Source organism: Bradyrhizobium sp., assembly GCF_047605465.1.
Taxonomy (GTDB): domain Bacteria; phylum Pseudomonadota; class Alphaproteobacteria; order Rhizobiales; family Xanthobacteraceae; genus Bradyrhizobium.
The window spans coordinates 1-21,913 of sequence record NZ_JASGFS010000072.1; the positions used below are offsets into that span (position 1 = coordinate 1).

Annotated in this window: 27 protein-coding genes; 14 read left to right on the top strand and 13 right to left on the bottom strand. The window is 64.9% G+C overall.

What is annotated here, in order from left to right; all coding sequences use genetic code 11:
* Both QM712_RS31640 and QM712_RS31645 read left to right on the top strand, forming a co-directional pair.
* Window positions 1–823 (top strand): aconitase family protein (locus QM712_RS31640; protein ID WP_415027080.1); only part of this gene is annotated, 823 nt, incomplete at its 5' end.
* 93 nt (window positions 824–916) lie between these two features.
* The gene (locus QM712_RS31645) at window positions 917–1,126 is read left to right on the top strand and encodes a hypothetical protein (protein WP_415027081.1); all 210 of its coding nucleotides are present in this window, start codon (window positions 917–919) and stop codon (window positions 1,124–1,126) included.
* Window positions 1,127–1,247: 121 nt separating this feature from the next.
* Here the strand turns inward: QM712_RS31645 and QM712_RS31650 are convergent, their stop codons facing one another.
* A complete protein-coding gene (locus QM712_RS31650; RefSeq protein ID WP_415027082.1) occupies window positions 1,248–1,784 on the bottom strand; it encodes a hypothetical protein in 537 nt (178 codons plus the stop codon).
* A 189-nt stretch (window positions 1,785–1,973) separates the two neighbouring features.
* On the opposite strand from QM712_RS31650, the gene QM712_RS31655 reads away from it, so the two are divergent.
* The gene (locus QM712_RS31655) at window positions 1,974–2,273 is read left to right on the top strand and encodes a DUF1330 domain-containing protein (protein ID WP_415027083.1); all 300 of its coding nucleotides are present in this window, start codon (window positions 1,974–1,976) and stop codon (window positions 2,271–2,273) included.
* On the opposite strand, the gene QM712_RS31660 is transcribed toward QM712_RS31655, so the two are convergent.
* Both QM712_RS31660 and QM712_RS31665 read right to left on the bottom strand, forming a co-directional pair.
* Window positions 2,270–2,533, bottom strand: a complete 264-nt coding sequence (locus QM712_RS31660) for a hypothetical protein (RefSeq protein ID WP_415027084.1) — start codon at window positions 2,531–2,533, stop codon at window positions 2,270–2,272. The two genes, QM712_RS31655 and QM712_RS31660, sit on opposite strands and share 4 nt — an antisense overlap.
* 72 nt (window positions 2,534–2,605) lie before the next feature.
* Window positions 2,606–2,884: a hypothetical protein gene (locus QM712_RS31665; protein WP_415027085.1), complete on the bottom strand. Its 279-nt coding sequence runs from the start codon at window positions 2,882–2,884 to the stop codon at window positions 2,606–2,608.
* A gap of 258 nt (window positions 2,885–3,142) precedes the next feature.
* On the opposite strand from QM712_RS31665, the gene QM712_RS31670 reads away from it, so the two are divergent.
* From QM712_RS31670 to QM712_RS31685, 4 genes are all read left to right on the top strand, one after another.
* Window positions 3,143–3,541 (top strand): metallopeptidase family protein, encoded by a 399-nt coding sequence (locus QM712_RS31670; RefSeq protein WP_415027086.1) that lies wholly within the window; start codon window positions 3,143–3,145, stop codon window positions 3,539–3,541.
* 81 nt (window positions 3,542–3,622) lie between these two features.
* On the top strand, window positions 3,623–4,228 hold the full coding sequence (gene leuD / locus QM712_RS31675; protein WP_415027087.1) for a 3-isopropylmalate dehydratase small subunit: 606 nt from the start codon (window positions 3,623–3,625) through the stop codon (window positions 4,226–4,228).
* Between the two features lie 90 nt (window positions 4,229–4,318).
* Entirely contained in the window at window positions 4,319–5,104 is a 786-nt protein-coding gene (locus tag QM712_RS31680; protein WP_415027088.1) for a hypothetical protein, read from the top strand.
* 181 nt (window positions 5,105–5,285) lie between these two features.
* Window positions 5,286–5,705, top strand: coding sequence for a hypothetical protein (locus QM712_RS31685; protein ID WP_415027089.1), 420 nt, complete (start codon window positions 5,286–5,288; stop codon window positions 5,703–5,705).
* Window positions 5,706–5,754: 49 nt separating this feature from the next.
* Here QM712_RS31685 and QM712_RS31690 read toward each other — a convergent pair whose 3' ends face one another.
* Both QM712_RS31690 and QM712_RS31695 read right to left on the bottom strand, forming a co-directional pair.
* Entirely contained in the window at window positions 5,755–6,504 is a 750-nt protein-coding gene (locus QM712_RS31690) for a hypothetical protein (protein WP_415027090.1), read from the bottom strand.
* 235 nt (window positions 6,505–6,739) lie between these two features.
* Window positions 6,740–7,621 (bottom strand): HpcH/HpaI aldolase/citrate lyase family protein, encoded by an 882-nt coding sequence (locus QM712_RS31695; protein WP_415027091.1) that lies wholly within the window; start codon window positions 7,619–7,621, stop codon window positions 6,740–6,742.
* A 111-nt stretch (window positions 7,622–7,732) separates the two neighbouring features.
* Between QM712_RS31695 and QM712_RS31700 the strand changes: the two genes are divergently transcribed.
* Window positions 7,733–8,377 (top strand): carbonic anhydrase, encoded by a 645-nt coding sequence (locus QM712_RS31700; RefSeq protein WP_415027092.1) that lies wholly within the window; start codon window positions 7,733–7,735, stop codon window positions 8,375–8,377.
* A gap of 256 nt (window positions 8,378–8,633) precedes the next feature.
* Here QM712_RS31700 and QM712_RS31705 read toward each other — a convergent pair whose 3' ends face one another.
* Window positions 8,634–9,668 carry an aspartate-semialdehyde dehydrogenase gene (locus QM712_RS31705; RefSeq protein WP_415027093.1) on the bottom strand — a complete coding sequence of 345 codons (1,035 nt, stop codon included), beginning with the start codon at window positions 9,666–9,668 and terminating at the stop codon, window positions 8,634–8,636.
* Between the two features lie 116 nt (window positions 9,669–9,784).
* On the opposite strand from QM712_RS31705, the gene QM712_RS31710 reads away from it, so the two are divergent.
* Entirely contained in the window at window positions 9,785–10,576 is a 792-nt protein-coding gene (locus tag QM712_RS31710) for a hypothetical protein (protein WP_415027094.1), read from the top strand.
* 158 nt (window positions 10,577–10,734) lie between these two features.
* Window positions 10,735–11,124: a hypothetical protein gene (locus QM712_RS31715; RefSeq protein ID WP_415027095.1), complete on the top strand. Its 390-nt coding sequence runs from the start codon at window positions 10,735–10,737 to the stop codon at window positions 11,122–11,124.
* A gap of 106 nt (window positions 11,125–11,230) precedes the next feature.
* On the opposite strand, the gene QM712_RS31720 is transcribed toward QM712_RS31715, so the two are convergent.
* On the bottom strand, window positions 11,231–11,866 hold the full coding sequence (locus QM712_RS31720) for a DapH/DapD/GlmU-related protein (RefSeq protein WP_415027096.1): 636 nt from the start codon (window positions 11,864–11,866) through the stop codon (window positions 11,231–11,233).
* Between the two features lie 145 nt (window positions 11,867–12,011).
* Window positions 12,012–13,124 (bottom strand): 3-isopropylmalate dehydrogenase, encoded by a 1,113-nt coding sequence (gene leuB / locus QM712_RS31725; RefSeq protein WP_415027097.1) that lies wholly within the window; start codon window positions 13,122–13,124, stop codon window positions 12,012–12,014.
* A gap of 217 nt (window positions 13,125–13,341) precedes the next feature.
* Here leuB and QM712_RS31730 point away from each other — a divergent pair, with 217 nt between their 5' ends.
* Complete coding sequence (locus tag QM712_RS31730; RefSeq protein ID WP_415027098.1) at window positions 13,342–14,529, top strand: YbfB/YjiJ family MFS transporter; 1,188 nt, start codon at window positions 13,342–13,344, stop codon at window positions 14,527–14,529.
* Between the two features lie 109 nt (window positions 14,530–14,638).
* Here the strand turns inward: QM712_RS31730 and QM712_RS31735 are convergent, their stop codons facing one another.
* From QM712_RS31735 to QM712_RS31750, 4 genes are all read right to left on the bottom strand, one after another.
* Window positions 14,639–15,421: a molybdopterin-binding protein gene (locus tag QM712_RS31735; protein WP_415027099.1), complete on the bottom strand. Its 783-nt coding sequence runs from the start codon at window positions 15,419–15,421 to the stop codon at window positions 14,639–14,641.
* A gap of 12 nt (window positions 15,422–15,433) precedes the next feature.
* A complete protein-coding gene (locus QM712_RS31740; protein WP_415027100.1) occupies window positions 15,434–16,063 on the bottom strand; it encodes a cytochrome b/b6 domain-containing protein in 630 nt (209 codons plus the stop codon).
* A gap of 181 nt (window positions 16,064–16,244) precedes the next feature.
* Window positions 16,245–16,799 (bottom strand): fasciclin domain-containing protein, encoded by a 555-nt coding sequence (locus QM712_RS31745; RefSeq protein WP_415027101.1) that lies wholly within the window; start codon window positions 16,797–16,799, stop codon window positions 16,245–16,247.
* A 395-nt stretch (window positions 16,800–17,194) separates the two neighbouring features.
* A complete protein-coding gene (locus QM712_RS31750) occupies window positions 17,195–17,956 on the bottom strand; it encodes an SDR family oxidoreductase (RefSeq protein WP_415027102.1) in 762 nt (253 codons plus the stop codon).
* A gap of 100 nt (window positions 17,957–18,056) precedes the next feature.
* On the opposite strand from QM712_RS31750, the gene QM712_RS31755 reads away from it, so the two are divergent.
* Entirely contained in the window at window positions 18,057–19,586 is a 1,530-nt protein-coding gene (locus tag QM712_RS31755; RefSeq protein WP_415027103.1) for a malonate--CoA ligase, read from the top strand.
* 148 nt (window positions 19,587–19,734) lie between these two features.
* Here the strand turns inward: QM712_RS31755 and QM712_RS31760 are convergent, their stop codons facing one another.
* The gene (locus tag QM712_RS31760) at window positions 19,735–20,595 is read right to left on the bottom strand and encodes a sulfite exporter TauE/SafE family protein (protein ID WP_415027104.1); all 861 of its coding nucleotides are present in this window, start codon (window positions 20,593–20,595) and stop codon (window positions 19,735–19,737) included.
* A 517-nt stretch (window positions 20,596–21,112) separates the two neighbouring features.
* Here QM712_RS31760 and sdhC point away from each other — a divergent pair.
* Both sdhC and sdhD read left to right on the top strand, forming a co-directional pair.
* Window positions 21,113–21,511 (top strand): succinate dehydrogenase, cytochrome b556 subunit, encoded by a 399-nt coding sequence (sdhC, locus tag QM712_RS31765; RefSeq protein WP_415027105.1) that lies wholly within the window; start codon window positions 21,113–21,115, stop codon window positions 21,509–21,511.
* Window positions 21,508–21,912: a succinate dehydrogenase, hydrophobic membrane anchor protein gene (sdhD, locus tag QM712_RS31770; RefSeq protein WP_415027106.1), complete on the top strand. Its 405-nt coding sequence runs from the start codon at window positions 21,508–21,510 to the stop codon at window positions 21,910–21,912. The genes sdhC and sdhD overlap by 4 nt, the downstream gene beginning before the upstream one ends.
* Window position 21,913: the final 1 nt, after the last annotated feature.

Below are 21,913 nucleotides of genomic sequence, written 5' to 3' on the forward strand. Positions count from 1 at the left end.
GGCCGGCGGCACCGGCTCGGTGATCGAATATGCCGGCGAGGCCATCCGCGGCCTGTCGATGGAAGGCCGCATGACGGTCTGCAACATGTCGATCGAAGGCGGCGCGCGCGCCGGCCTCGTCGCGCCCGACCATAAGGCCTACGACTTCCTGCGCGACCGTCCGAAGTCGCCGAAGGGCGCCGCCTGGGACGCCGCGTTGCGCTATTGGGAAGGCCTGCGCTCCGACGAGGGCGCGCATTTCGACCACGAACTGCGGCTCGATGCGGCCAAGCTGCCGCCGATCGTGACCTGGGGCACGAGCCCCGAGGACGTGATCTCGGTGACCGGCATCGTGCCCGATCCCGACAAGATCGAGGACGAGGCCAAGCGCATCTCCAAGCATCGCGCCTTGAAGTACATGGGCCTGACCGCGGGCACGAAGATCACCGACATCAAGCTCGACCGCATCTTCATCGGCTCCTGCACCAACGGCCGCATCGAGGATCTGCGCGCGGCAGCGAAGATCGCGGAAGGCAAGACCGTGTCGGCGCATGTCAACGCCATGGTCGTGCCGGGCTCCGGCATCGTGAAGGAGCAGGCCGAGGCCGAAGGTCTGGACAAGATCTTCATCAAGGCCGGCTTCGAATGGCGTGAGCCGGGCTGCTCGATGTGCCTTGCCATGAACCCGGACAAGCTGAGGCCGGAAGAGCGCTGCGCTTCCACCTCGAACCGCAACTTCGAGGGCCGCCAGGGCTTCAAGGGCCGCACGCATCTGGTGTCGCCGGCCATGGCCGCCGCTGCCGCGATCGCCGGTCACTTCGTCGACGTCAGGGACTGGCGCTAGGCGACTGCCTGCAATTGTAACGATCGCGGCAAACCGCGGTTAATCGGCATCGCCGACATTGCGTCCTCGCGACGATTTCGCGGGGACGCAGCCATGGCCAACAAGCCTGAATATGTCGACCTGATCAGCGACGCGACCCGCCAGCGCCGGCGCCGCGCGACGCCGCTGCGGATCGTGGCCAAGCCGGAGGTCGAGGAAACCTCGCGCCTCAGCCGCTGGCCGCCGGCGATGTTCAAGCAGTGGAAGCTCGAGACCTTGATGCGCTGGAAGCCGGCATCGTGGAAACCCAAGAACTGGCTTTAGCGGCGCGCGCCGTCATGCCCGGGCTTCGCTCCGGGCATCCGCGATCCTTGCGAGAATCCGGAACGTGAATGGCCGGGACGAGCCCGGCCGCGACGTGCGCGGATCAATCGCGCGCCTCACATCACCAATAGCGGTACGGACGGTGCCAGCGATGCCAATGGTGCCAGCGGCAGATGCGGCGCGGACCGTAATAGGTCCAGACCACCCTGCAGCGCCGCGGATACTGGTAATACGGATAGTAGCCGCCGTAGTAGCGCCGATGGAAATGGCGGTAGCCGTAATGGGGACGATAGCCCCAATGGCGGTGATAGCCGCCGTAATGACGGAATCCGCCATAGCGATAGCCGCCACCGTGATAGACGCGCGCCGCGCGGAAGCCACCGCCGCGGAAGCCGCCGCCATGGAAATGTCCTCCGCCGCCGCGGAAGCCGCCACCGTGAAAGCCGCCACCGTGTCCGCCACCGCCATGCCCGCCGCCGTGGCGAACCTGCGTGATCATGCCGTCGCTCGCGGCCTTCGCGGCCGGCAGCGCCGCCGGATTGATGGGAGTCATCGCTTCGGCACGACGCGCCGTCCCGGCCGACAGCATCAGCGTGGCAATGGCCGCGAGCCCGAGCAGGCGCATCGGGCGCTGCCCGAGCCTCAAATTCATCCGCATGGAATTCTCCCTGATCCGAACAGCTGCGACGCGACGTCCCGGCGCGCATCATCGCTGTTCATGTGCGGTCGCTCCCAACGTTAAATTAGGGACAGCGACGTGAACGCGTCATGAATGAACGACGGCGTTCGCGGCAACCGTTTCGGCGCAGTTCCGTGACGGAAAGATCTCTGACGGGAGGATTTCTGGATGACTGTCTACGCGATCGCACAACTGAAGATGAAGGACCGCGCGGCCTACGACCGTTATCAAGCGCGCTTCTTCGACGTGTTCAGGAAATTCAATGGACGGCTGCTCGCGGCCGACGAGACGCCGCGCCAGATCGAGGGCAAGTGGCCGTTCGACAAGCTCGTGATGATGTCGTTTCCCGACGAGGCTGCGTTTGCCGCGTTCTCGAACTCGCCGGACTATGTGGAGATCTCGCGCGATCGCAAGGCGGGCGCGGAGGCGGTCGTGCTGCTGGTCAACGGATTTGCGCCTGGTAGCTAGCGCCACCACGGCCCGTAGCCGAATACGAAGGGCACAGGCACGCCGTAGGCGTAAGGCCGGTAGTAGACAGGCCGCGCGTAATAATGCGGATCGCGGGGCGGCGTGTGCCGCGCGACGTCGATGTACGTTGAATGCCGACGCGCATCGAAGATCGCGGTTCCGGCCGAGGCATCCGGCGTCCGCGCGCCCTGCGCGATGGACGCGCGAGGCAGTCCGGCGGCAAGCCCGGCGATCACGACCAACGCCATCCATTTCATCATGACGATCTCCGCCCTCGACTTGCGGGCATCACGCGACCGCCTGCAAGCCAGAGAGGCCCGGCGTTCGCCGCGTCAGCCCCGGCGCCAGTAACAGCTCATATGCGGCACGATGACCGTGCCGCTCGGCCGGAATTCCTGCACATAGGTCGCGTTGCACTCACGGACCGCGTCCGGGCCCGGATTGTAGCGCGGATAGACCCCGTCCGGGCTGTAATAGGGCGTCACACGGATACGGGGCGGCGGCCGCCTGCGCGGCGGCGGAGCATCGGGCGAGGTCGCCTGGGCCAGCCGGATCTCCGGGCCGGCCGTCTGGGCCTGGGCATCGACGCAAAACTGCGAAAACAACCCCATGCAAAGTAGAAGCGCTGTTCCCGCCCGCATCGTGCCACCCACCTGAAACGTCCCCTGTCGAGGTGCCGTACGCTCCCCGTTTTGGCGGCGCGCGTCAACCTCGCCGCGCTTATAAAGCCGGATGCATGGCCGTGGAACCCACGCCGGCGCCAAATCCGTTCCGATGAAGTGGGAACGGGGCGCCGGCTTCGTGCTTCGACGCGTTTTCTTTCTGCGAACCGGTAGCCACGTCGTTCGAAAACGCTCTAAGACAGACCCATGTGGACAGACCTGAAAGCGCCCTCGCTGGCTGAGATGGAAGTGGTGGCGCACGACATTTTCGAGCGCCTCCCGGCACAGTTTCGCAAGCTCTGCGAAGGCGTCATCCTCCGCGTCGACGACTTCCCGACCGAGGAGGTCCTGGACGAGATGGGGTGCGAGAGCGAGTTCGACCTGCTCGGCCTGTTCCAGGGCATCGGCCTGCCGCAGCAGAGCCTCGGCGACGTGGCGCGGCTGCCCAACATGGTCTGGCTCTACCGCAGGCCGATCCTCGACTACTGGGCCGAGCACGATGAAACGATCGGCCACATCGTCCGCCACGTCCTGATCCACGAGATCGGCCACCATTTCGGCCTTTCGGACGACGATATGGCCGCGATCGAGGCTCAAGCAGACTAGACCTGCCGAATTCGGCCTAGGATTCGGCCTCCAATCACGATAAACAGCCGTTCCCCTGAACCCTATCCGGGAAGCGCAATCATGGACAAGTTCACCACGCTGGAAGGCGTCGCGGCACCGCTGAAGATCATCAATGTCGACACCGACATGATCATTCCGAAGCAGTACCTCAAGACCATCAAGCGCACCGGCCTCGGCAAGGGACTCTTCTCCGAGCAGCGCTACAAGGACGACGGCAGCGAGAACTCGGAATTCGTCCTCAACCAGCCTGCCTATCGCAACGCGAAGGTGCTGGTGGCCGGCGACAATTTCGGCTGCGGCTCCAGCCGCGAGCACGCGCCCTGGGCGCTGCTCGACTTCGGCATCCGCTGCGTGATCTCGACCTCGTTCGGCGACATTTTCTACAACAACTGCTTCAAGAACGGCATCCTGCCGATCCGCGTCTCCCAGGAAGATCTCGACAAGCTGTTCGACGATGCCGAGCGCGGCGCCAATGCGACGCTGACGATCGACCTGCCGAACCAGGAGATCCGCGGTCCCGACGGCGGCAAGGTCAAGTTCGAGATCGATCCGTTCCGCAAGCACTGCCTGATCAACGGCCTCGACGACATCGGCCTCACGATGGAGAAGAAGTCGTCGATCGACACCTACGAGGAAAAGCTCAAGCGCGAACGCGCCTGGGCCTGAGTACGATTTCGGTTCAAGCCCCGGCATCAGGATGCCGGGGCTTTTTCTTTGCCCTTTCGTCTTTCGCAGAACCGCTGATAGCTTCGACGCATGCTTCCCGACATCGTCACGTTCTGGCATGGCCCGATGGACGCACTGCGCCAGACCTGTCTGCGCTCGCAGCTCGTCGCCGGCCACAAGGTCACGGTCTACAGCTTCGATCCGATCCCCGGCCTGCCTGCCGGCGTCGGCAACGCGGACGCGGAGGCGATCCTGCCGCACGCCTTCTCCGAACGATTGCGGCCGCCGCAGCCGGACGGAAGCTGGCGCGACTGGACCACGCTTCAGTTCAGCGACTTCTTTCGCATGAAGCTGATGGCCAAGGGCCTCGGCCTCTGGCTCGACGCCGACGTGCTGCTGCTCAAGCCCGTCGCGATCGATCCGGCAAAACCCTATTTCGCCTGGGAGCGGCCGCGGCAGCTCGGCAATTCCGTGATCTATCTGCCGGCTGAACACGGCATCGTTCGCGCCTTCGAGGAGTTGATGGAGCAGGAGGAGCTCACGCCGAACTGGCTGTCGGTGCGCCATCGCCTCACCTTTGCGATGCATCGCCTGCGCGGCGGATCGAACCGTCTGTCCGACATCCGCATCGCGATCTTCGGACCCGCGGCGCTGACGGCGCTTGCCCGCCGTACCGGCGAGTTGCACCAGGCGCTGCCGAAACAATCCTTCTACGCCGTGCATGCCGAGCCGAGACTTTTTTTCGAACCGTCGAGCTATCTCGGCATCGTCACCGACCCCAAGGTGATCGGCCTGCACATTTCCGGCAAGGGACGCAGCAAGCAGCCGCCGATCGCGGGCAGCCTGTATGCCTGGGCGACGGAGCGGTTCGCGTAGCTCTCTTGGCGCTGCCGGTCCGAAGCCTCGCTGATGCGGCGAGATGGGTCCGGCGCTGCGCAGCAGCGTTGCAGGCCGCAGCGCGTCCGGGACATGCGGGCTGGATTTGATCCAGCGCAACGCGCTTCTGCACCATTGTGCCTAGTCTTGCTTCCATTCCGCTGTCCGAATGGAGCTTCGCATGAGCACCGCAAGCAAATCTTACCCCGTTGTCCAGGACCTCATCGAATCCTTCGCCGGCTGGCTGAAGCACCGCCGCGAGCTGAGCGAGATCCGGCAGCTCGACCGCTCCGATTTCGACCGCATCGCGCACGACCTCAAGATCGCGCCTGACGACCTCGAGCAGCTGGTTCGTCACGGCAGGCACGCTGCCGACGAACTGCCGAAGATGCTGGAACAGCTTGGGATCAGCGCCGAGCGGCTCGGCCGCGCGCAGCCCCTGCTGCTGCGTGACATGGAGCGGGTCTGCTCGCTCTGCCACCACAAGGGACAGTGCGACCGCGATCTCGCCAGCGGCACCGCTGCAGCGAACTACCACGGCTATTGCGACAACGCATCGACGCTGGAAGCGCTCGACCGCGCCGATCTCACGCCGCGGTAAGACGGCGACGTCGCGCGGACGCATCGCCCGGCCAAATCAGCCCGAGCGATCAGAAGCCGACGGTTTCGTTCATGTAGAACGTGTTGAGGATGCTGATCCGGTCGCGATCGGTCTGGATCGGCGGGCGGCCATGCCAGCTCATCCGGGTCAGCGTATGATAGGCCTTCAGCACCACGAAGGCGTATCCGACATTGGGCAGGAACGGGATCGTCTTCACTGGCTCGAGGCAATAGGAGCCGACGTGAAACAGGCCCTTGAGGGATGCCTGATAGAGCGTCGTTCCCAAATTCTCCTGGCTGGCGTCGGGCGGACAATAGAGCTGCATCGTCACGACCTTCTTGCGCGTGTCCGGATGCGGCTTGATCTGGTAGCCGTCGCGGTCGACGTAGACCACCGGTTTTGCGACCAGGGTCAGGTCGGCGGCACTCGCCACCTTGTCGCCGCGGGCCCGGATCTCCAGCCCGTCATGAAGTCTCCTGCGGATGGCCTGCGTGACGCTCTCCGACGTCAGCATGGCCGACACCGCGGCCCATGCGGGCCGCAGCGACGCATCGATCTTGTCGACGTTCTCGCCGTAGAGGCGCAGCGCCATGCGGGTCCCCGTGCCCGTGATCGGATCGTATCCCTGGGTGGGGATGTTCCGGATCAGGTCGCGGTAAAAATCCTTCGGAAAGAAATTCCCGAAGACGATGTGGGGAAAGGGCGAGGAGAAATGATCGGCCGCTTCGATGCTCGCGACCGCATGCGCGGTGAGCTCGTCGACCAGGCTTGTATCGATAGTCTCCGCAAGTGCCGTCATGAGGACCCCTCAGAGCGCGCTCGAAGCTTTATCAGTTCAACTGAAACCGTCTTGGATCACAACCAGAATATGCAATGCCGCATCCTGCAGCCTCTTGCTCACGCGAGTCAACCATACTGCCGTGACGACGCGGTCACGCTTCCATGAGCGAGCAGCTCGAACGCCTCAGGCAGGCCGCGGGCCCATCGCGACGAGACATCGATTCGGCGGCATGTCGGCCGGAGTTTCGCGCCCGTCAGCCTTTGCTCATCGCGGCGATCGCATCCGCGATCTCGATCGTGCGCCGCGCCATGTCGGCGTGCAGGCGCTCGACCATCGCGCCATCGAGCCGGATCGCACCGCGCGAGACGTTTTCGGGCAGCTCGAACGCCGCGATGATCTTGCGTGCGCGCGCGACTTCGTCCTCGGGCGGCGTGAAGATGGCGTTGCAGGCCTCGATCTGCGACGGATGGATCAACGTCTTGCCGTCGAAGCCGAGATCGCGGCCCTGCGCGCATTCGGTGGCGAAGCCGTCCGGATTGGCGATGTCACTATAGGGGCCGTCGAGCATCTCGAGGCCATGGGCGCGCGTCGCCAGGATGCAATGGGTGATCATCGGGATCATCGCGGCGCGGCCCGGCAGCATCTTGATGCGCGTTTCCCGCGAAATGTCGTTCGGTCCGAACACGAAGCCGGACAGGCGCGTGCTGGAATCGCGACCGGCGTCGGCCAGTTCCTCCGCATGCAGCACCGCGCGCGCGGTCTCGATCATGGCCCAGACCTTGACGGTCGGCGCGGCGCCGAGTTCGGCGAGCCGGTTGCCGATGGTCTGGAGGTCCTCGACGCTCGACACCTTTGGAACCACGATCCCGTCCGGCGACGCCTTGGCGGCCATCGCGACGTCGTCGGCCCACCACGGGGTGTCGAGGCCGTTGGTCCGGATCAAAATCTCGCGCTTGCCGAAGCCCTTGGCCGCGATCGCGGCGGCGATCTGGTCGCGCGCCACCGCCTTGGCATCGGGCGCGACGGAATCTTCCAGATCGAGGATCAGGCCGTCGGCGGCGAGATTGCGCGCCTTTTCCAGCGCGCGGGGGTTGGAGCCGGGCATGAACAAATGGCTGCGGCGCGGGCGGGTCATGCAGGCGTTCCTTGCGGTTTCCTCGAGCGATCTTTCCCCGGAGGCGATAGCATCTGGCATGCCTATTCGAAAGGCTTGTTCACCCCTGCGGTATATGGTTAGGCATAGGCCATGATCACATTCCCGAAGTCCTTGCTCGAAGGCTACAAGGCCTTCGCCACCCAGCGGCTGCCGACCGAGCAGAGCCGCTATCGCGAGCTGTCGGTGAAGGGACAGTTCCCCGAAGTGATGGTGATTGGCTGCTGCGACAGCCGCGTCTCGCCCGAGGTGATTTTCGACGTCGGTCCGGGTGAGCTGTTCGTCGTTCGCAACATCGCCAACCTGGTGCCGGTGTATCAGCCCGACGGCAACGCGCACGGCGTCTCGGCCGCGCTGGAATATGCCGTGACGGTGCTGAAGGTGAAGCACATCGTCGTGCTGGGGCACGCGCAATGCGGCGGCATCCGCGCCTTCGTCGACAAGATCGAGCCGCTCACCCCCGGCGATTTCATCGGCAAATGGATGCAGATGTTCATCAAGCCGGGCGAAGTGGTCGAGCAGCGCGACCACGAGACGATGGCGCAATTCGTCGAGCGTATCGAGAAGGCGGCCGTGTTCCGCAGCCTCGAGAACCTGATGACGTTCCCGTTCGTGCGCAAGGCGGTCGAGAGCGGCCAGATGCAGACGCACGGCGCCTATTTCGGCGTCGCGGAGGGAACTCTCTTCGTGCTCGACAAGGCGACCAAGGAATTCAAGAGCGCGCGGAGCGTGACCTAGCGCAACCGCGCCGAAAAGCCGTCGCGGTGAGGAGCGCGAAACGCGCGCCTCGAACCATGAGGCTCCGACTTCGCGTTTGGCGATCCTTCGAGATGCCCGCCGATGGCGGGCTCCTCAGGACGAGGCGAAGTGGACGGCGGCAGACAATCTCGCAGCTCGGCAAAGGCGCAACGCGCGGTGCCGACCAACTGTCGCGGCGAAGCACAGGTGGCGGGCACGCTTCGCGTTGCCCACCCTGCGAGACCTGGGCCGGCTCTTACGCCGCCTTCTTCTTCGCGCTGATCAGCTTGCGGTTGATCAGCACTTCCGCGATCTGGATCGCGTTGAGCGCAGCGCCCTTGCGCAGATTGTCCGACACGCACCACAGCACGAGACCGTTCTCCACCGTCGCGTCCTCGCGGATGCGGCTGATGTAAGTGGCGTCCTCGCCGGCCGCCTCGTAGGGCGTGGCGTAGCCGCCGGGCTCCTGCTTGTCGATGACGAGACAGCCGGGCGCCTTGCGCAGGATCTCGCGCGCCTCGTCGGCCGTGATCGGGTTCTCGAACTCGATGTTGACGGCCTCGGAGTGGCCGACGAACACGGGAACGCGGACGCAGGTGGCGGAGAGCTTGATCTTGGGATCAAGGATCTTCTTGGTCTCCGCCATCATCTTCCACTCTTCCTTGGTGTAGCCGTCCTCCATGAAGACGTCGATGTGGGGGATGACGTTGAAGGCGATGCGCTTGGGGAATTTCTTCGCGATCAGCTCGTCATTGGTGTAGACGGCCTTGGTCTGCGAGAACAATTCGTCCATCGCGTCCTTGCCGGCGCCCGAGACCGATTGATAGGTCGAGACGACGACGCGCTTGATGGTCGCCTTGTCGTGCAGCGGCTTCAGCGCGACGACGAGCTGCGCGGTCGAGCAGTTCGGGTTGGCGATGATGTTCTTCTTCGCAAAACCCTTGGTGGCGTCCGCGTTCACTTCCGGCACGATCAGCGGCACGTCCGGATCCATGCGCCAGGCCGAGGAATTGTCGATCACGACGACGCCGGCGGCGCCGATCTTCGGCGACCATTCCTTCGACACCGAGCCGCCCGCCGACATCAGGCAGATGTCGACGTCGGAGAAGTCGTAGTGCTCGAGCGCTTTGACCTTCAGCGTACGGTCGCCATAGGAGACCTCGACGCCGACGCTGCGGCGCGACGCCAGGGCCACGACCTCGTCTGCGGGGAATTTGCGCTCGTCCAGGATGTTGAGCATTTCCCGCCCGACATTGCCGGTCGCGCCGACCACTGCGACTTTGTAACCCATCGTTCACTCTCCGACGAAAAAGCCCTTCCCGCGAGCTGATGCTTAAACAGGAAGAGCAGCGCTTCTATGCGAGAACCGGCCTCAAGACAACGTTGGACCATGCCTGAAGGCCGTGGATGCAATCGCCTGAGGCCAGCACGGCCGCACCTCCCACCTGGACTGCCATCCATCTGGCGCTGGCCGGCTTCGCCGACGAAGTCGTCGGCACGCTGGCGCGCCTGTTCGCCTATGTGGGGGCGCTCGCCCTGTTTGCCATCCTCGGCCTCGCGGCACTGGGCCAATTGCCCGACCTGCGCGACGAGTCCGCGCCGAAGCCGGGGTGGAGCGTCGCCGAGCGGTCGCACCCGGCCTTCGCCCTCAGCAAGCTCGATTCATCAGACAAGACAGTATCTTACACCATTTTCCGGCACCCCGAAGGTGGCCGCCGGGACGTCCTGCGCTGGACCGGCGATGCGGACAGGCAGCTAGCCGAGCTCGACATCTACCGTGAGGGCGGCGAATTCGACGTGACCCGTCCGGCGACCGCCGACCTCGCCGCGCGGATGGGCATCGCCGGGGACACCCCGCTCGAACAGGCCGGCCTCATCGACACGAAGTTCGGCCCCGTCGTCCTGTTCCGGCCCACCGGCACGGCGAAGGGAGCGCAGGCCTGCCTCGGCTATCTCAAGCGCAACGAGGAGCCGGCGCTGCAGATTTCGGGCTTCTCCTGCCAGGGCGACACCCTGCCCGCCCAGCGCGCGGCGATCGCCTGCACGCTGAACCGGCTGACACTTCTGGCCTCCGGCAACGAGCCGAAGCTCGCGGAATTCTTCGCCCACGCCGAACTCAAACGGAAGCCGTGCAGCCTGGCGGGCTCGGCGGACTGGCTCCTGGGCGTCGACAACGCGCAATTGCGCGGAGCGCTTTGACCGGCATCAAGCTCAAGTAGCTGGTATTGATGCAACTTTTGCCAGCGCGCACGATTATTCCGCCATGGTGTGACCCAATAGACCTAGTTGCGGCCGCCCCGACCGGGCTAGTATGGGAATGAAATTCGACTGGCGGCCTGCCGCCTGAAGGGGACGTGATGAGCTCGAAATTCTCTGCGGCGAACAAATTGGCGACCTGGCTTGCGGCGGGCGCCGTTCTTGCCGTGTCGTCCCTCGCGACGCCGGCCTCGGCCGACACCAAGACCAAGCAGCGCTACGACGATCGCGGCCGCCATTATTACGGTCCGAGCGGCCCCAACGCGGTCTACCAGCAGGGTCGCACCCGCATTTACGTCAGCAAGCGCTCCTGGCTCGACGGCGGCACCGAGGTCAATCCGGGCGACCGCAAGTTCAGCGACTATGCCTTCCCGCCGGCCGTGGGCTATCCGTCCTTCGCCCGCGAGAACCTCAACCGGCCGATTGATCGCCAGCCGCTCAGCCCGCCGTCCGACGTCGGCGGCTATCCGCAGAATTTCCCGCTGTACTGAGGCGGACCTCACGACCGAATCAAGAGGCCGGGCTTGCGCCCGGCCTTTTTGTTTGTGTCGCAGAGAGAGAGAGACGAGGCCCGTCAGGTCTCCGGCCGGAGCAGCCTCACGAATTGGCCGCCGGGTCGTAACGCCGGCAGAAGTCTTCGATCGCCTCGGAGCGGAAATCGGCGAGACGTTCGAAGATGAGGTCGTCCGGCCAATCCCACCAGGCGATACGGCCGAGGCTCTCCGCGACAGCGTCATCGAAGCGCTTGCGGATGGCACGCGCGGGAACACCGCCGACGATGGTGTAGGGTGCGACATCGCGGCTGACGACCGCGCCCGCCCCGATCACCGCGCCGTCGCCGACCGTCACGCCCGGCAGCAGGATCGCGGCGTGGCCGATCCAGACATCGTTGCCGACGACGACGCGGTCGCCGCGGCGGTCCGCGAAGAAATCGCGGTCGCGGGACGCTGTCGCCTCGTAATATTCCGGGCAATAGGTGAAGCGATGCTGGGACGGACGGCCCATCGGATGATTCGGCGCGCCGATCCGCACCGAATTGGCGATGGCCGTGAACTTTCCGATCACGGCATCGGCGACATCGCAATTCTCGCCGAGATAGGAATAGTCGCCGAGCGCGGAATATTCGATGCGGGTGTTGGCGAGAATTTCGCAACGCCGCCCGATCTGCGCCTCGCGCTGGCGTACCGTTTCATGGACGATCGTTTCCGCGATCTTGGGGCGATGCGCATCCATAAAGCGGCTCCTGAGGTGTCGTAGGGGACGGCACGGCAGGGTGGGCAAAGGCGCCGAGCGCCGCGACCACCATCTCTCGACGTCGCGATCGAAGGGGTGGACACGCTGTCGCTTCGCCCACCCCTTGCGATTGCGGTGCTTGCCGCTACGCGTGCAGCTTCTGCAGTTCCTTCAGGATCGCTTCGCCCATCTGCGTGGTCGAGGCCGCGGTCGTGCCTTCCGACTTGATGTCGGCGGTGCGCAGGCCGCTGGCGAGCACCGCGGCGATCGCGGCATCGACCTTGTCGGCAAGCGCGCCCATGTCGAAGGAGTAGCGCAACGCCATGCCGAAGGACGAGATCATCGCGATCGGATTGGCGAGGCCCTGGCCCGCGATGTCCGGCGCCGAACCGTGCACGGGCTCGTACAGCGCCTTGCGCTTCTTGCTCTTGACGTCGACCTCGCCGAGCGAGGCCGAGGGCAGCATGCCGAGCGAACCGGTGAGCATCGCCGCGATGTCGGAGAGCATGTCGCCGAACAGATTGTCGGTGACGATGACGTCGAACTGCTTCGGCCATTTCACCAGCATCATGCCGCCGGAATCGGCGAGCTGGTGCTCGAGCGTGACGTCGGCATATTCGCGCTTGTGGACCTGGGTCACGACCTCGTTCCAGAGCACGCCGGACTTCATGACGTTGCGCTTCTCCATCGACGTCACTTTGTTCTTGCGCACCTTGGCAAGGTCGAAGGCGACGCGGGCGATGCGCTCGATCTCATAGGTGTCGTAGACCTGGGTATCGATGGCGCGCTTCTGGCCGTTGCCGAGATCGGTGATGGTCTTGGGCTCGCCGAAATAGACGCCGCCGGTGAGCTCGCGCACGATGACGATGTCGAGGCCCTCGATCGCCTCGCGCTTCAGGCTGGAGGCATCCGCCAGCGCCGGGTAGCACACAGCCGGGCGGAGATTGGCGAACAGGCCGAGATCCTTGCGCAGGCGCAGCAGGCCGGCTTCGGGGCGCACCTCATAGGGCACCGCATCCCACTTCGGACCGCCGACCGCGCCGAAGATCACGGCGTCGGCGTCCTTGGCCTTGACCATGTCGCCCTCGGAGATCGACACCTTGTGCGCATCATAGGCGGAGCCGCCGACGAGGCCGGTGTCGGTCTCGAACTTGGCGATCCCGGCCGCATTGAGCCAGTCGATCAGCCGCTTCACCTCGCCCATCACCTCGGGGCCGATACCGTCGCCGGGGAGCAGCAGCAGTTTGTGGGTCGCCATGGTCGTCACCTCAGATTTTCTCGTCCTTGCCGGGCTTGACCCGGCAATCCAGCCTTCTCAGAGACGGGATGCCCGGGGCGAGCCCGGGCATGACGAACGGGGATGAATTCGGCCGGAGTGCTAGAGCGGTGTTGCGCGCTTGGCAAGACACCATTGCCGCGTCGCGGCTGTGCAAGGCCGGCAGGGCCTGCCACTATGCGCGCGCCGGAGTCCCCCCTTGCACGCCCCTGACCGCCCCCAGATCCACGACCGTCCCGCCCGGCTGATCCTGATCCTGTCGCTGGCCGCGACGGTCGGGCTCGGCATCGGCCGCTTTGCCTATGCGCTGGTGCTGCCGGACATGCGGGAGTCGCTGCAGTGGTCGTATTCGGCGGCCGGTTTCATGAACACCATCAACGCCGTCGGCTACCTCGTGGGCGCGCTGATCGCTTCGCGGCTGATCCGGCGCGTCGGCTGGTCGGTCGCCATCCGCGGCGGAACCCTGGCCTGCCTCGCGGCACTCGCGGTGTGCGCGCTGACCGGCAATTTCGTCGCACTCAGCCTGGCGCGTCTCGTCCTGGGCATCGGCGCCGCCCTCGGCTTCGTCGCCGGCGGCGCGCTGGCCGCGACCATCGCGCAGTCGCATCCCGAGCGGGCGAATTTCCTGCTCAGCCTGTTCTACGCCGGGCCCGGTATCGGCATTCTCGGCTCCGGCCTGATCGCGCCGTTCACGCTGCAATGGTTCGGGCCGGGCTCGTGGTGGATCGTGTGGTGGGCGCTGACGCTGCTGTCCGCGGCGATGACCGTTCCGCTGTTCCTGATCCGCATCGAGAGCAGCGCGCGCTTCGCCGAGGCGAGCCGCGCGTCATTCGCGATCCTCCCCGTGCTGCTCTACCTCGCCGGCTACTTCCTGTTCGGCGCGGGCTATATCGCCTACATGACTTTCATGATCGCCTATGTGCGCGACGGCGGCGGCGATGCGACGGCGCAGGCGTCGTTCTGGGGCCTGATCGGCATCAGCGCCTTCGTGACGCCCTGGGTCTGGCGCCGCGTGCTCGCGCTCGATCGCGGCGGGCTCGCGACCGCCATCATCCTCGGCGCCAACGCGATCGGCGCCGGCCTGCCGATGCTCGGACATTCGACGGCGTGGCTCGCGGTCTCGGCGGTGGTGTTCGGCGTCGCCTTCTTCGCCGTGGTCAGCTCGACCACCGCCTTCGTGCGCTTCAATTATCCGCCGGAGATGTGGCCGACCGCGATCGCAGCGATGACGATCTCATTCGGCATCGGCCAGACGCTGGGACCGCTGGCGGTCGGCGCGATCACCGATGCGCTGGGCAGCCTGTCCTATGCGCTGAACGTGTCGGCGGCACTGCTCGCGCTCGGCGCGGTGGCGGCGCTGTGCCAGCGCAAGGTGGGACCTGCCTAGCTGTCATTCCGGGGCGCGCACCGCGCGAACCCGGAATCAATTCATCCATCAACGCTGTGACCCGATCGATTCCGGGTTCTCGCTTCGCGAGCCCCGGAATGACGAGCCATCAACTCCCGCTGAATGAATTGTAGCCCTGGTCCTCCCAGTAGCCGCCCTTGTAGTCGTTGGTGACTTCCATCGAGACCACGTATTTCGGGTTCTTGAAGCCGAGCTTGGTCGGCACGCGGATCTTCATCGGGAAACCGTAGGCGCGCGGCAGGATCTCGTTGGCGTATTTGAACGTCATCTGCGTCTGCGGATGCAGCGCCGTGCGCATGTCGAGCGGCGAATTGTAGCCGTCCTTGTCGGCGCACTGGAACCAGACATATTTCGCGCGGGTGTCGGCGCCGATCAGCTTGAGGAAATCGCGCAGCGGCGTGCCGGTCCAGCTTCCGATCGCGCTCCAGCCCTCGACGCAGATGTGACGCGTGATCTGGGTGACCTGCGGGAGCTTGTGCAATTCCGGCAGCGTCCAGGACTTCTTGTTGTCGACGAGGCCGCGGACCTCGAGCTTCCAGTCGTCGCCGTCGACCTCCGGCGCGTCGTCGAGATCGTAATAGGCGTTGAACGGAAACGGCTTCGTGATCGCGCTTTCGGGGAAGGTCGGCGCGAGCGCATCCGGATTGAAGATGAGCGCCTGCACGGCGTCGTTGAATTTCGAGACCTTCGCCAGCAGGGTTTCCGCCGATGACGAATCGACCACGTCGCAGCCGGTGAGCAGCGTCAAGGCGCCGAGGCTGGCGCCGCCGGCGATGAAGCGGCGGCGGGTGAGGTCCGGCATCGTCTTCAGCGAGTCCTTGATCAGCAGCCGCTTGTCGATGCCGGGAATGAGGAACGAGCGCTTGGCCATGGCTGTTTCCCCTCAACGTCCGATGATCATCGCGCGCAGGCTCTTCGGCACCAGCAGCGCGAGCAGGACGTGGACGACGAGGAACGCGCAGATCGCGGCCATGCAGAAGAAATGGACGTAGCGCGCGGTCGGATAGTCGCCGAACAGCATCACCAGATAATAGAGCTGGACCGGCTTCCACATCGACAGGCCGGACAGCACGATCAGCACGCCGACCACGATGATGCCGGCATAGAGCAGGCGCTGCACGTAATTGTAGACGGTGAGGTCGTCATGGCCGAGCCTGAAGGTCAGCGCCGCCCTGACGTCGTGAAGCACGCCTCCGGGGGTGATCGGCAGGAGCTTCCTGCGGAAGCGGCCCGTCGCGAAGCCCGTGACCAGATAAGCGAAGCCGTTGATCATCAGCAGCCACATCGCCGCGAAATGCCAGAGCAGGCCGCCGCCGAGCCAGCCGCCGAGCGTGTACTCGCGCGGGAAGCTGAAACCGAACAGCGGCGAGGCGTTGTAGATTTGCCAGCCCGACAGGATCATCAGGATCATGGCGAGGGCGTTGACCCAGTGCATGATGCGGACCCAGGCCGGCTGGATCACTTTGGCCGGAGTGGCCCTGACCTGATCGTCGGTTACGGTGAGGCTCGACATGGTGGTTCCGTCCTGAGGCCGCGTGTCAGCGAATATACGCCGGTCGCTCCGCTTTCGTTACGCCGGAGCCGCCATCGGATCGGAATCGGCGGGACGTCGCGGTCACAAAAAGGCGAGCCGGGACGCCCGGCCCGCCTTTTCGTCGCATCCTGTTTCGGGAATGAAAGAGGACGCCGCGGTGTTACGTCGCGGGCATCAGCACGGTGTCGACCACATGGATCACACCGTTCGACTGGTTGACGTTGGAGATTGTCACCATCGACGTGCCGCCCTTGGCATCGACGATCCAGGTCTTGCCATCCTGCTTCTTCACCGTCAGTTCCTCGCCTTCGGCGGTCTTCAGCTTCTTGCCGTCGGTGAGGTCGGAAGCTTCGAGCTTGCCGGGCACGACATGGTAGGTGAGGATCTTGGTCAGGGTCGCCTTGTTCTCGGGCTTGACGAGATTGTCGACCGTGCCGGCCGGCAGCTTGCCGAAGGCGGCGTTGGTCGGCGCGAACACCGTGAACGGGCCCTTGCCTTCAAGTGTCGGCACCAGACCGGCGGCCTTCACGGCTGCAACCAGCGTGGTGTGATCCTTCGAATTGACCGCGTTCTGGACGATGTTCTTCGACGGGAACATCGCGGCGCCGCCGACCATGACGGTCTTCTCCTCGGCCCGCACGGGCGCGACCACGGTCGCGGTGATGGCCAGGGCGCTGAAGGCTGCGGCGGCGAGATAGGCAATGCGCTTCGACATGGAAACTCTCCCGATTGGATTGTGACCGGCGATCGCCGGTCTTTGCGTTGGGGCAACAACGGCGCTTGCGGCTTTCTTGCGTGAGGCAGCAGCGCCGTCGTTGGCCGAACTACGGGAGGGTTCGCGGGCTGGTTTCGGACAAAAATTCTTTGTGATGCGTGAAACTTCGCGGCGGCGCGTCCGTGTGCGAAGAAGCGCCCGACATACGTGGCTGTCGCCCGGAAAAACGTCGCGCGGTGCGAGATGCACGCGCAAGCCGTGCTGACGGTGCCTTAGGGTGGGCCAAGGCGCGAAGCGCCGAGCCCACCATCTGTCGCGGCCTGATACATTTCGCGGGCACGCTTCGCTCTGCCCACCCTGCGGCAGTTGTGTCCGTGGCGGCCGTTTGCCGCGCCTCAATCCCGATTGTGCGGCGTCTGGATGAAACCGCGATTGTGCGTCGGGCTGATCAGCAGCTCGTTGATGCACACGCGCGGCGGCATGCTCGCGATGAACGCGATGGTGCGGCCGAGATCTTCGGACTGCAGCATCTTCGCCTGCTCCGCCTCGCTCGGCACCACCGGCCGCAGTTTCAGGATCGGCGTCGCCACCTCGCCCGGCATCAGGCAGCAGGCGCGGAGCCCGTTGACGCATTCGTCCATGTTGAAGGAATGGGTCAGCGCCAGTACCGCATGTTTGGTGGTGGTGTAGGCGGGACCCGGCATCTTCGAAACGTGACGGCCGGCCCATGACGAGACGTTGATGATCGACCCGTCCTGTTGCTTGCGCATCGTCGGCAGCACCGCGCGCATGCAATAGAGCACGCCGTTGAGATTGACCTGGACCAGCTTGTCCCAGCCGTCCAGTTCCATGTCCTTCCAGCTGCGCTTCGGGACATTGATACCGGCATTGTTCACCAGCAGGTCGATCCGGCCATGCTTGGCGACGATCCGATCGGCCGCCTTCTGGGCTTCGGCCGCGTCGGACACGTCCAGCGCGAGGGCCTCGGCCGACCCGCCCGCCTTGGCGATCTTCGCGACCACGGCATCCAGGGCATCCTTGCGGCGGCCGGAAATCACCACCGTCCAGCCGTCGGCCGCGAGCGCTTCGGCGCCGGCCTCCCCGATCCCGCTGCCGCCTCCCGTGACCCAGGCCACGCGTTTCCCATTCTTGGTCATGCCAACTGTCTCCGTTGCTTCATTGGGGCGGTTTTTGCTAATCCAGCCCTCGGTTTTGACCGGCCTTGTCTTACGAGCCTTGCCGTCGAGGAAATCTTGCATGAACCAAGCAGCCAACGCCAATCTGTTTTCCCGCCTGTTCGACGGCCTCGACGATCCCAAGCGGCTCGCGATCGAGACGCAGGACGGCGCCCATATCAGCTATGGCGATCTGATCGCGCGGGCCGGGCAGATGGCGAATGTGCTGGTCGCTCGCGGCGTGAAGCCCGGCGATCGCGTCGCGGTGCAGGTCGAGAAATCCGTGGCGAATATCGTGCTGTATCTCGGCACGGTGCGGGCGGGCGCGGTCTATCTGCCGCTCAACACCGCCTATACGCTGAACGAGCTCGACTATTTCATCGGTGACGCCGAACCGTCGCTGGTGGTCTGCGATCCCTCCAAGGCCGAGGGCCTCGCCCCGATCGCCGCCAAGGTCAAGGCCAGGGTTGAAACGCTCGGGGCTGACGGCAAGGGCTCGCTGACCGCGGCCGCCGACAAGGCGAGCAGCGAGTTCACCACGGTGTCGCGGGCCGGCGATGATCTCGCCGCGATCCTCTACACGTCGGGCACCACCGGCCGCTCCAAGGGCGCGATGCTGACCCACGACAACCTCGCGTCGAATTCGCTGAGCCTGGTCGGCTACTGGCGCTTCACCGACAAGGACGTGCTGATCCACGCATTGCCGATCTACCACACGCACGGCCTGTTCGTGGCGACCAACGTGACGCTGTTTTCGCGGGCGTCGATGATCTTCCTGCCGAAGCTCGATCCGGACCTGATCATCAAGCTGATGGCGCGCGCCACGGTGCTGATGGGCGTGCCGACCTTCTATACACGGCTTCTGCAGAATCCCGCGCTGTCGCGCGAGACCACGAAGCACATGCGGCTTTTTATCTCGGGCTCGGCGCCGCTGCTGGCCGAAACCCATCGCGAATGGTCGGCGCGCACCGGCCATGCCGTGCTCGAGCGCTACGGCATGACCGAAACCAACATGAACACGTCGAATCCCTATGACGGCGAGCGCGTGCCCGGCGCAGTCGGCTTCCCGCTGCCCGGCGTCTCCGTGCGCGTGACCGAGCCCGAGACCGGCAAGGAATTGCCGCGCGAAGAGATCGGCATGATCGAGGTCAAGGGCCCGAACGTCTTCAAAGGCTACTGGCGCATGCCGGAGAAGACCAAGTCCGAATTCCGCCCCGACGGCTTCTTCATCACCGGCGACCTCGGCAAGATCGACGGCAAGGGCTATGTCCACATCCTTGGCCGCGGCAAGGATCTCGTGATCTCCGGCGGCTTCAACGTCTACCCGAAGGAGATCGAGAGCGAGATCGACGCCATGCCGGGCGTGATCGAATCCGCCGTGATCGGCGTGCCCCACGCCGATTTCGGCGAGGGCGTGACGGCGGTTCTCGTCTGCAACAAGGGCGCCGAGGTGAGCGAGGCTTCGGTGCTGAACGCGCTCGACGGACGACTCGCCAAATTCAAGATGCCCAAGCGCGTCTTCGTCGTCGACGAGCTGCCGCGCAACACCATGGGCAAGGTTCAGAAGAACGTCCTGCGCGACACCTACAAGGACATCTACGCGAAGAAATAGACCGTGGTGGGTGACGCCTCCGGCTGACCCGTCCGGCGATGACTCTCGCCGTCATTGCGCGAAGCTCTTGGGACGAAGCAATCCGGACTGTCGCCGCTCAGGGATTCCGGATGACGTCGCTGCGCTCGCAATGACCGAGTGGGCAGGGCTACTGTCCGCCGACCAGGCTCATCACGAACCGGCTGCCGACGATGAAGAGATAGCAGCCGAACGCCACTTCGAGCGTTCGCTTCGACATCGCATGCGCGGCTTTCACACCCAACGGTGCGGTGACGAGACTCATCGGCATCACCAGCACGGCCCCGATCAGCGAGACGTAGCCGAGCGCGAACGGGACCTGCAGCGCGGCAACGCTCGGATAGGTCGCGGCCGCCGGCCAGCCGGCGTAGATGTAGCCAAGCGCGCCGGGAATCGAGATCAACACGGCGAGCGCCGATGACGTCGCCACGGCCTGGTGGATCGGCCGGCCGTAGAACGTCATCAAGAGGTTCGAAAACAACCCGCCGCCGATGCCCATCAGCGTCGAGAGGATGCCGACGCAGAAGCCGTAGACGCGCATCAACGGGCCCTTCGGCAGATCGTCGCCGAACTTCCAGCCTTCGCGCGCGAAGACGAGCCGGGCGGCCGCCGAATAGGCAACGCAGACGAAGACGATCTTGAACAGCCGCTCCGGCGCGTAGCGCGCGACGACGCTGCCGGCAACGACGCCGATCACGATCGGCAGCCACCAGACGCGAAGGATGGTCAAGTCGACGGCGCCGCGCTTGTAATGCGCCTGGAACGACCGGATCGAGGTCGGGATGATCACCGCGAGCGAGGTGCCGACGCAGAGCGGCATCCGCACCTCGAGCGGCACGCCGGCAATGCGGAAGCATTCGTAGAACACCGGCACCAGGATCGCGCCGCCGCCGATGCCGAACACGCCGGCCAGGAATCCGGACAGCGCGCCGGTCCCGATCAACAGCAGCGCGAGTTCGACGACTTCCTTGATGTCGAGACCTGCAATCACCTGATTTGCCCCCGGCGGCTGATCGCAGCCTGCCCGATTCGCTGACGAAGAGGCGCTGCCAGCGGTGCTCTAGGCGATCCGCCCTCTCCGGTCGACACGTCACGCCTTCCGGCTGGGGTGGAATGCAGGTTGCGCATATCCGGACCGGGACGCGCGCGACGCCGCGAGGAGCGGTTCGGGCGGTCTCAGCCGGCCGGAGGCCCGGCATGGAGGCGATGAACTGACTGGTTCGAAACCTGAGCGGTTCGCACCGGATTAGAGGCGTTCCAATAGTGATTTCAATGCGCCCGGACCCGCCACAAAGAAATGATTATTGATTCACTTATACGCCGGTCGACCATTGCACTGGTATACCAGCTTCCGGATTGGCCCTGTTTCATCAACGCGGTAGCGCTGAACCACGGTTCGATTTATGGCGATTTGGTGATTGCGCAGGCGGAATCGACTCCGTAAATAGAGCCGACCTTTCGCGATCCCCGCGCGCCCCCTGCTGGGCCGCCATAAAACATCAAAGCCCATGACCGCACGGATCGAACGACCGCTTTCACCGCATCTGCAAACCTACCGCTGGACCCTGACGATGGCGCTGTCCATCGTCCATCGCGCCACCGGTGTCGCCCTTTATTTCGGGACCCTGCTGCTGGCCTGGTGGCTGATCGCGGCGGCCTCCGGCCCGGCCGCCTATGCCAATGTCCAGGCCTTCACCGGCAGCATCATCGGGCGCCTGATCGTGTTCGGCTACACTTGGGCGCTGATGCACCATATGCTCAGTGGCATCCGGCACTTCGTGTGGGACCTCGGCTTCGGCTTCAAGGCCAATGAGCGCGAAGCGCTGACCTGGGGCGCGCTGATCGGCGGCATCGTCCTGACGGTGCTGATCTGGATCATCGCCTACGCGATCGGAGGTGGACGATGAGCGCGACCGATTCGCCGAAGCGCAGCATGCGCACCCCGCTCGGCCGCGTCCGCAATCTCGGCGCCGCGCATTCCGGCACGTCCGATTTCTGGCGCCAGCGCATCACCGGCGTCGCCATGACGCTGCTGATGATCCCCGTGCTGGTGATCATCATGATGCTGCTCGGCCGCAACCAGGCCGGCGCCGCGCAGATCCTCGGCTCGCTGCCGATCGCCGTGATCCTGCTGCTCTTCATCCTCGCCAGCGCCTGGCACATGAAGATCGGCATGCAGGTCGTGATCGAGGACTACGTCCACAACGAGAAGCTGAAGCTCGTCTCGGTCATGTTGAACAACTTCTTCGCGATCGCCGTCGCACTCGCCTCGACCTACGCGATCCTGAAACTTTCATCCGGAGTGTAAC

What these genes read in the sequence shown, in the direction of transcription:
- QM712_RS31645 (WP_415027081.1), top strand. Translation starts at nt 917, where the DNA reads ATGGCCAACAAGCCTGAATATGTCGACCTGATCAGCGACGCGACCCGC.
- QM712_RS31650 (WP_415027082.1), bottom strand. Translation starts at nt 1,784, where the DNA reads ATGCGGATGAATTTGAGGCTCGGGCAGCGCCCGATGCGCCTGCTCGGG.
- QM712_RS31655 (WP_415027083.1), top strand. Translation starts at nt 1,974, where the DNA reads ATGACTGTCTACGCGATCGCACAACTGAAGATGAAGGACCGCGCGGCC.
- QM712_RS31660 (WP_415027084.1), bottom strand. Translation starts at nt 2,533, where the DNA reads ATGATGAAATGGATGGCGTTGGTCGTGATCGCCGGGCTTGCCGCCGGA.
- QM712_RS31665 (WP_415027085.1), bottom strand. Translation starts at nt 2,884, where the DNA reads ATGGGGTTGTTTTCGCAGTTTTGCGTCGATGCCCAGGCCCAGACGGCC.
- QM712_RS31670 (WP_415027086.1), top strand. Translation starts at nt 3,143, where the DNA reads ATGTGGACAGACCTGAAAGCGCCCTCGCTGGCTGAGATGGAAGTGGTG.
- leuD (WP_415027087.1), top strand. Translation starts at nt 3,623, where the DNA reads ATGGACAAGTTCACCACGCTGGAAGGCGTCGCGGCACCGCTGAAGATC.
- QM712_RS31680 (WP_415027088.1), top strand. Translation starts at nt 4,319, where the DNA reads ATGCTTCCCGACATCGTCACGTTCTGGCATGGCCCGATGGACGCACTG.
- QM712_RS31685 (WP_415027089.1), top strand. Translation starts at nt 5,286, where the DNA reads ATGAGCACCGCAAGCAAATCTTACCCCGTTGTCCAGGACCTCATCGAA.
- QM712_RS31690 (WP_415027090.1), bottom strand. Translation starts at nt 6,504, where the DNA reads ATGACGGCACTTGCGGAGACTATCGATACAAGCCTGGTCGACGAGCTC.
- QM712_RS31695 (WP_415027091.1), bottom strand. Translation starts at nt 7,621, where the DNA reads ATGACCCGCCCGCGCCGCAGCCATTTGTTCATGCCCGGCTCCAACCCC.
- QM712_RS31700 (WP_415027092.1), top strand. Translation starts at nt 7,733, where the DNA reads ATGATCACATTCCCGAAGTCCTTGCTCGAAGGCTACAAGGCCTTCGCC.
- QM712_RS31705 (WP_415027093.1), bottom strand. Translation starts at nt 9,668, where the DNA reads ATGGGTTACAAAGTCGCAGTGGTCGGCGCGACCGGCAATGTCGGGCGG.
- QM712_RS31710 (WP_415027094.1), top strand. Translation starts at nt 9,785, where the DNA reads ATGCAATCGCCTGAGGCCAGCACGGCCGCACCTCCCACCTGGACTGCC.
- QM712_RS31715 (WP_415027095.1), top strand. Translation starts at nt 10,735, where the DNA reads ATGAGCTCGAAATTCTCTGCGGCGAACAAATTGGCGACCTGGCTTGCG.
- QM712_RS31720 (WP_415027096.1), bottom strand. Translation starts at nt 11,866, where the DNA reads ATGGATGCGCATCGCCCCAAGATCGCGGAAACGATCGTCCATGAAACG.
- leuB (WP_415027097.1), bottom strand. Translation starts at nt 13,124, where the DNA reads ATGGCGACCCACAAACTGCTGCTGCTCCCCGGCGACGGTATCGGCCCC.
- QM712_RS31735 (WP_415027099.1), bottom strand. Translation starts at nt 15,421, where the DNA reads ATGGCCAAGCGCTCGTTCCTCATTCCCGGCATCGACAAGCGGCTGCTG.
- QM712_RS31740 (WP_415027100.1), bottom strand. Translation starts at nt 16,063, where the DNA reads ATGTCGAGCCTCACCGTAACCGACGATCAGGTCAGGGCCACTCCGGCC.
- QM712_RS31745 (WP_415027101.1), bottom strand. Translation starts at nt 16,799, where the DNA reads ATGTCGAAGCGCATTGCCTATCTCGCCGCCGCAGCCTTCAGCGCCCTG.
- QM712_RS31750 (WP_415027102.1), bottom strand. Translation starts at nt 17,956, where the DNA reads ATGACCAAGAATGGGAAACGCGTGGCCTGGGTCACGGGAGGCGGCAGC.
- QM712_RS31755 (WP_415027103.1), top strand. Translation starts at nt 18,057, where the DNA reads ATGAACCAAGCAGCCAACGCCAATCTGTTTTCCCGCCTGTTCGACGGC.
- sdhC (WP_415027105.1), top strand. Translation starts at nt 21,113, where the DNA reads ATGACCGCACGGATCGAACGACCGCTTTCACCGCATCTGCAAACCTAC.
- sdhD (WP_415027106.1), top strand. Translation starts at nt 21,508, where the DNA reads ATGAGCGCGACCGATTCGCCGAAGCGCAGCATGCGCACCCCGCTCGGC.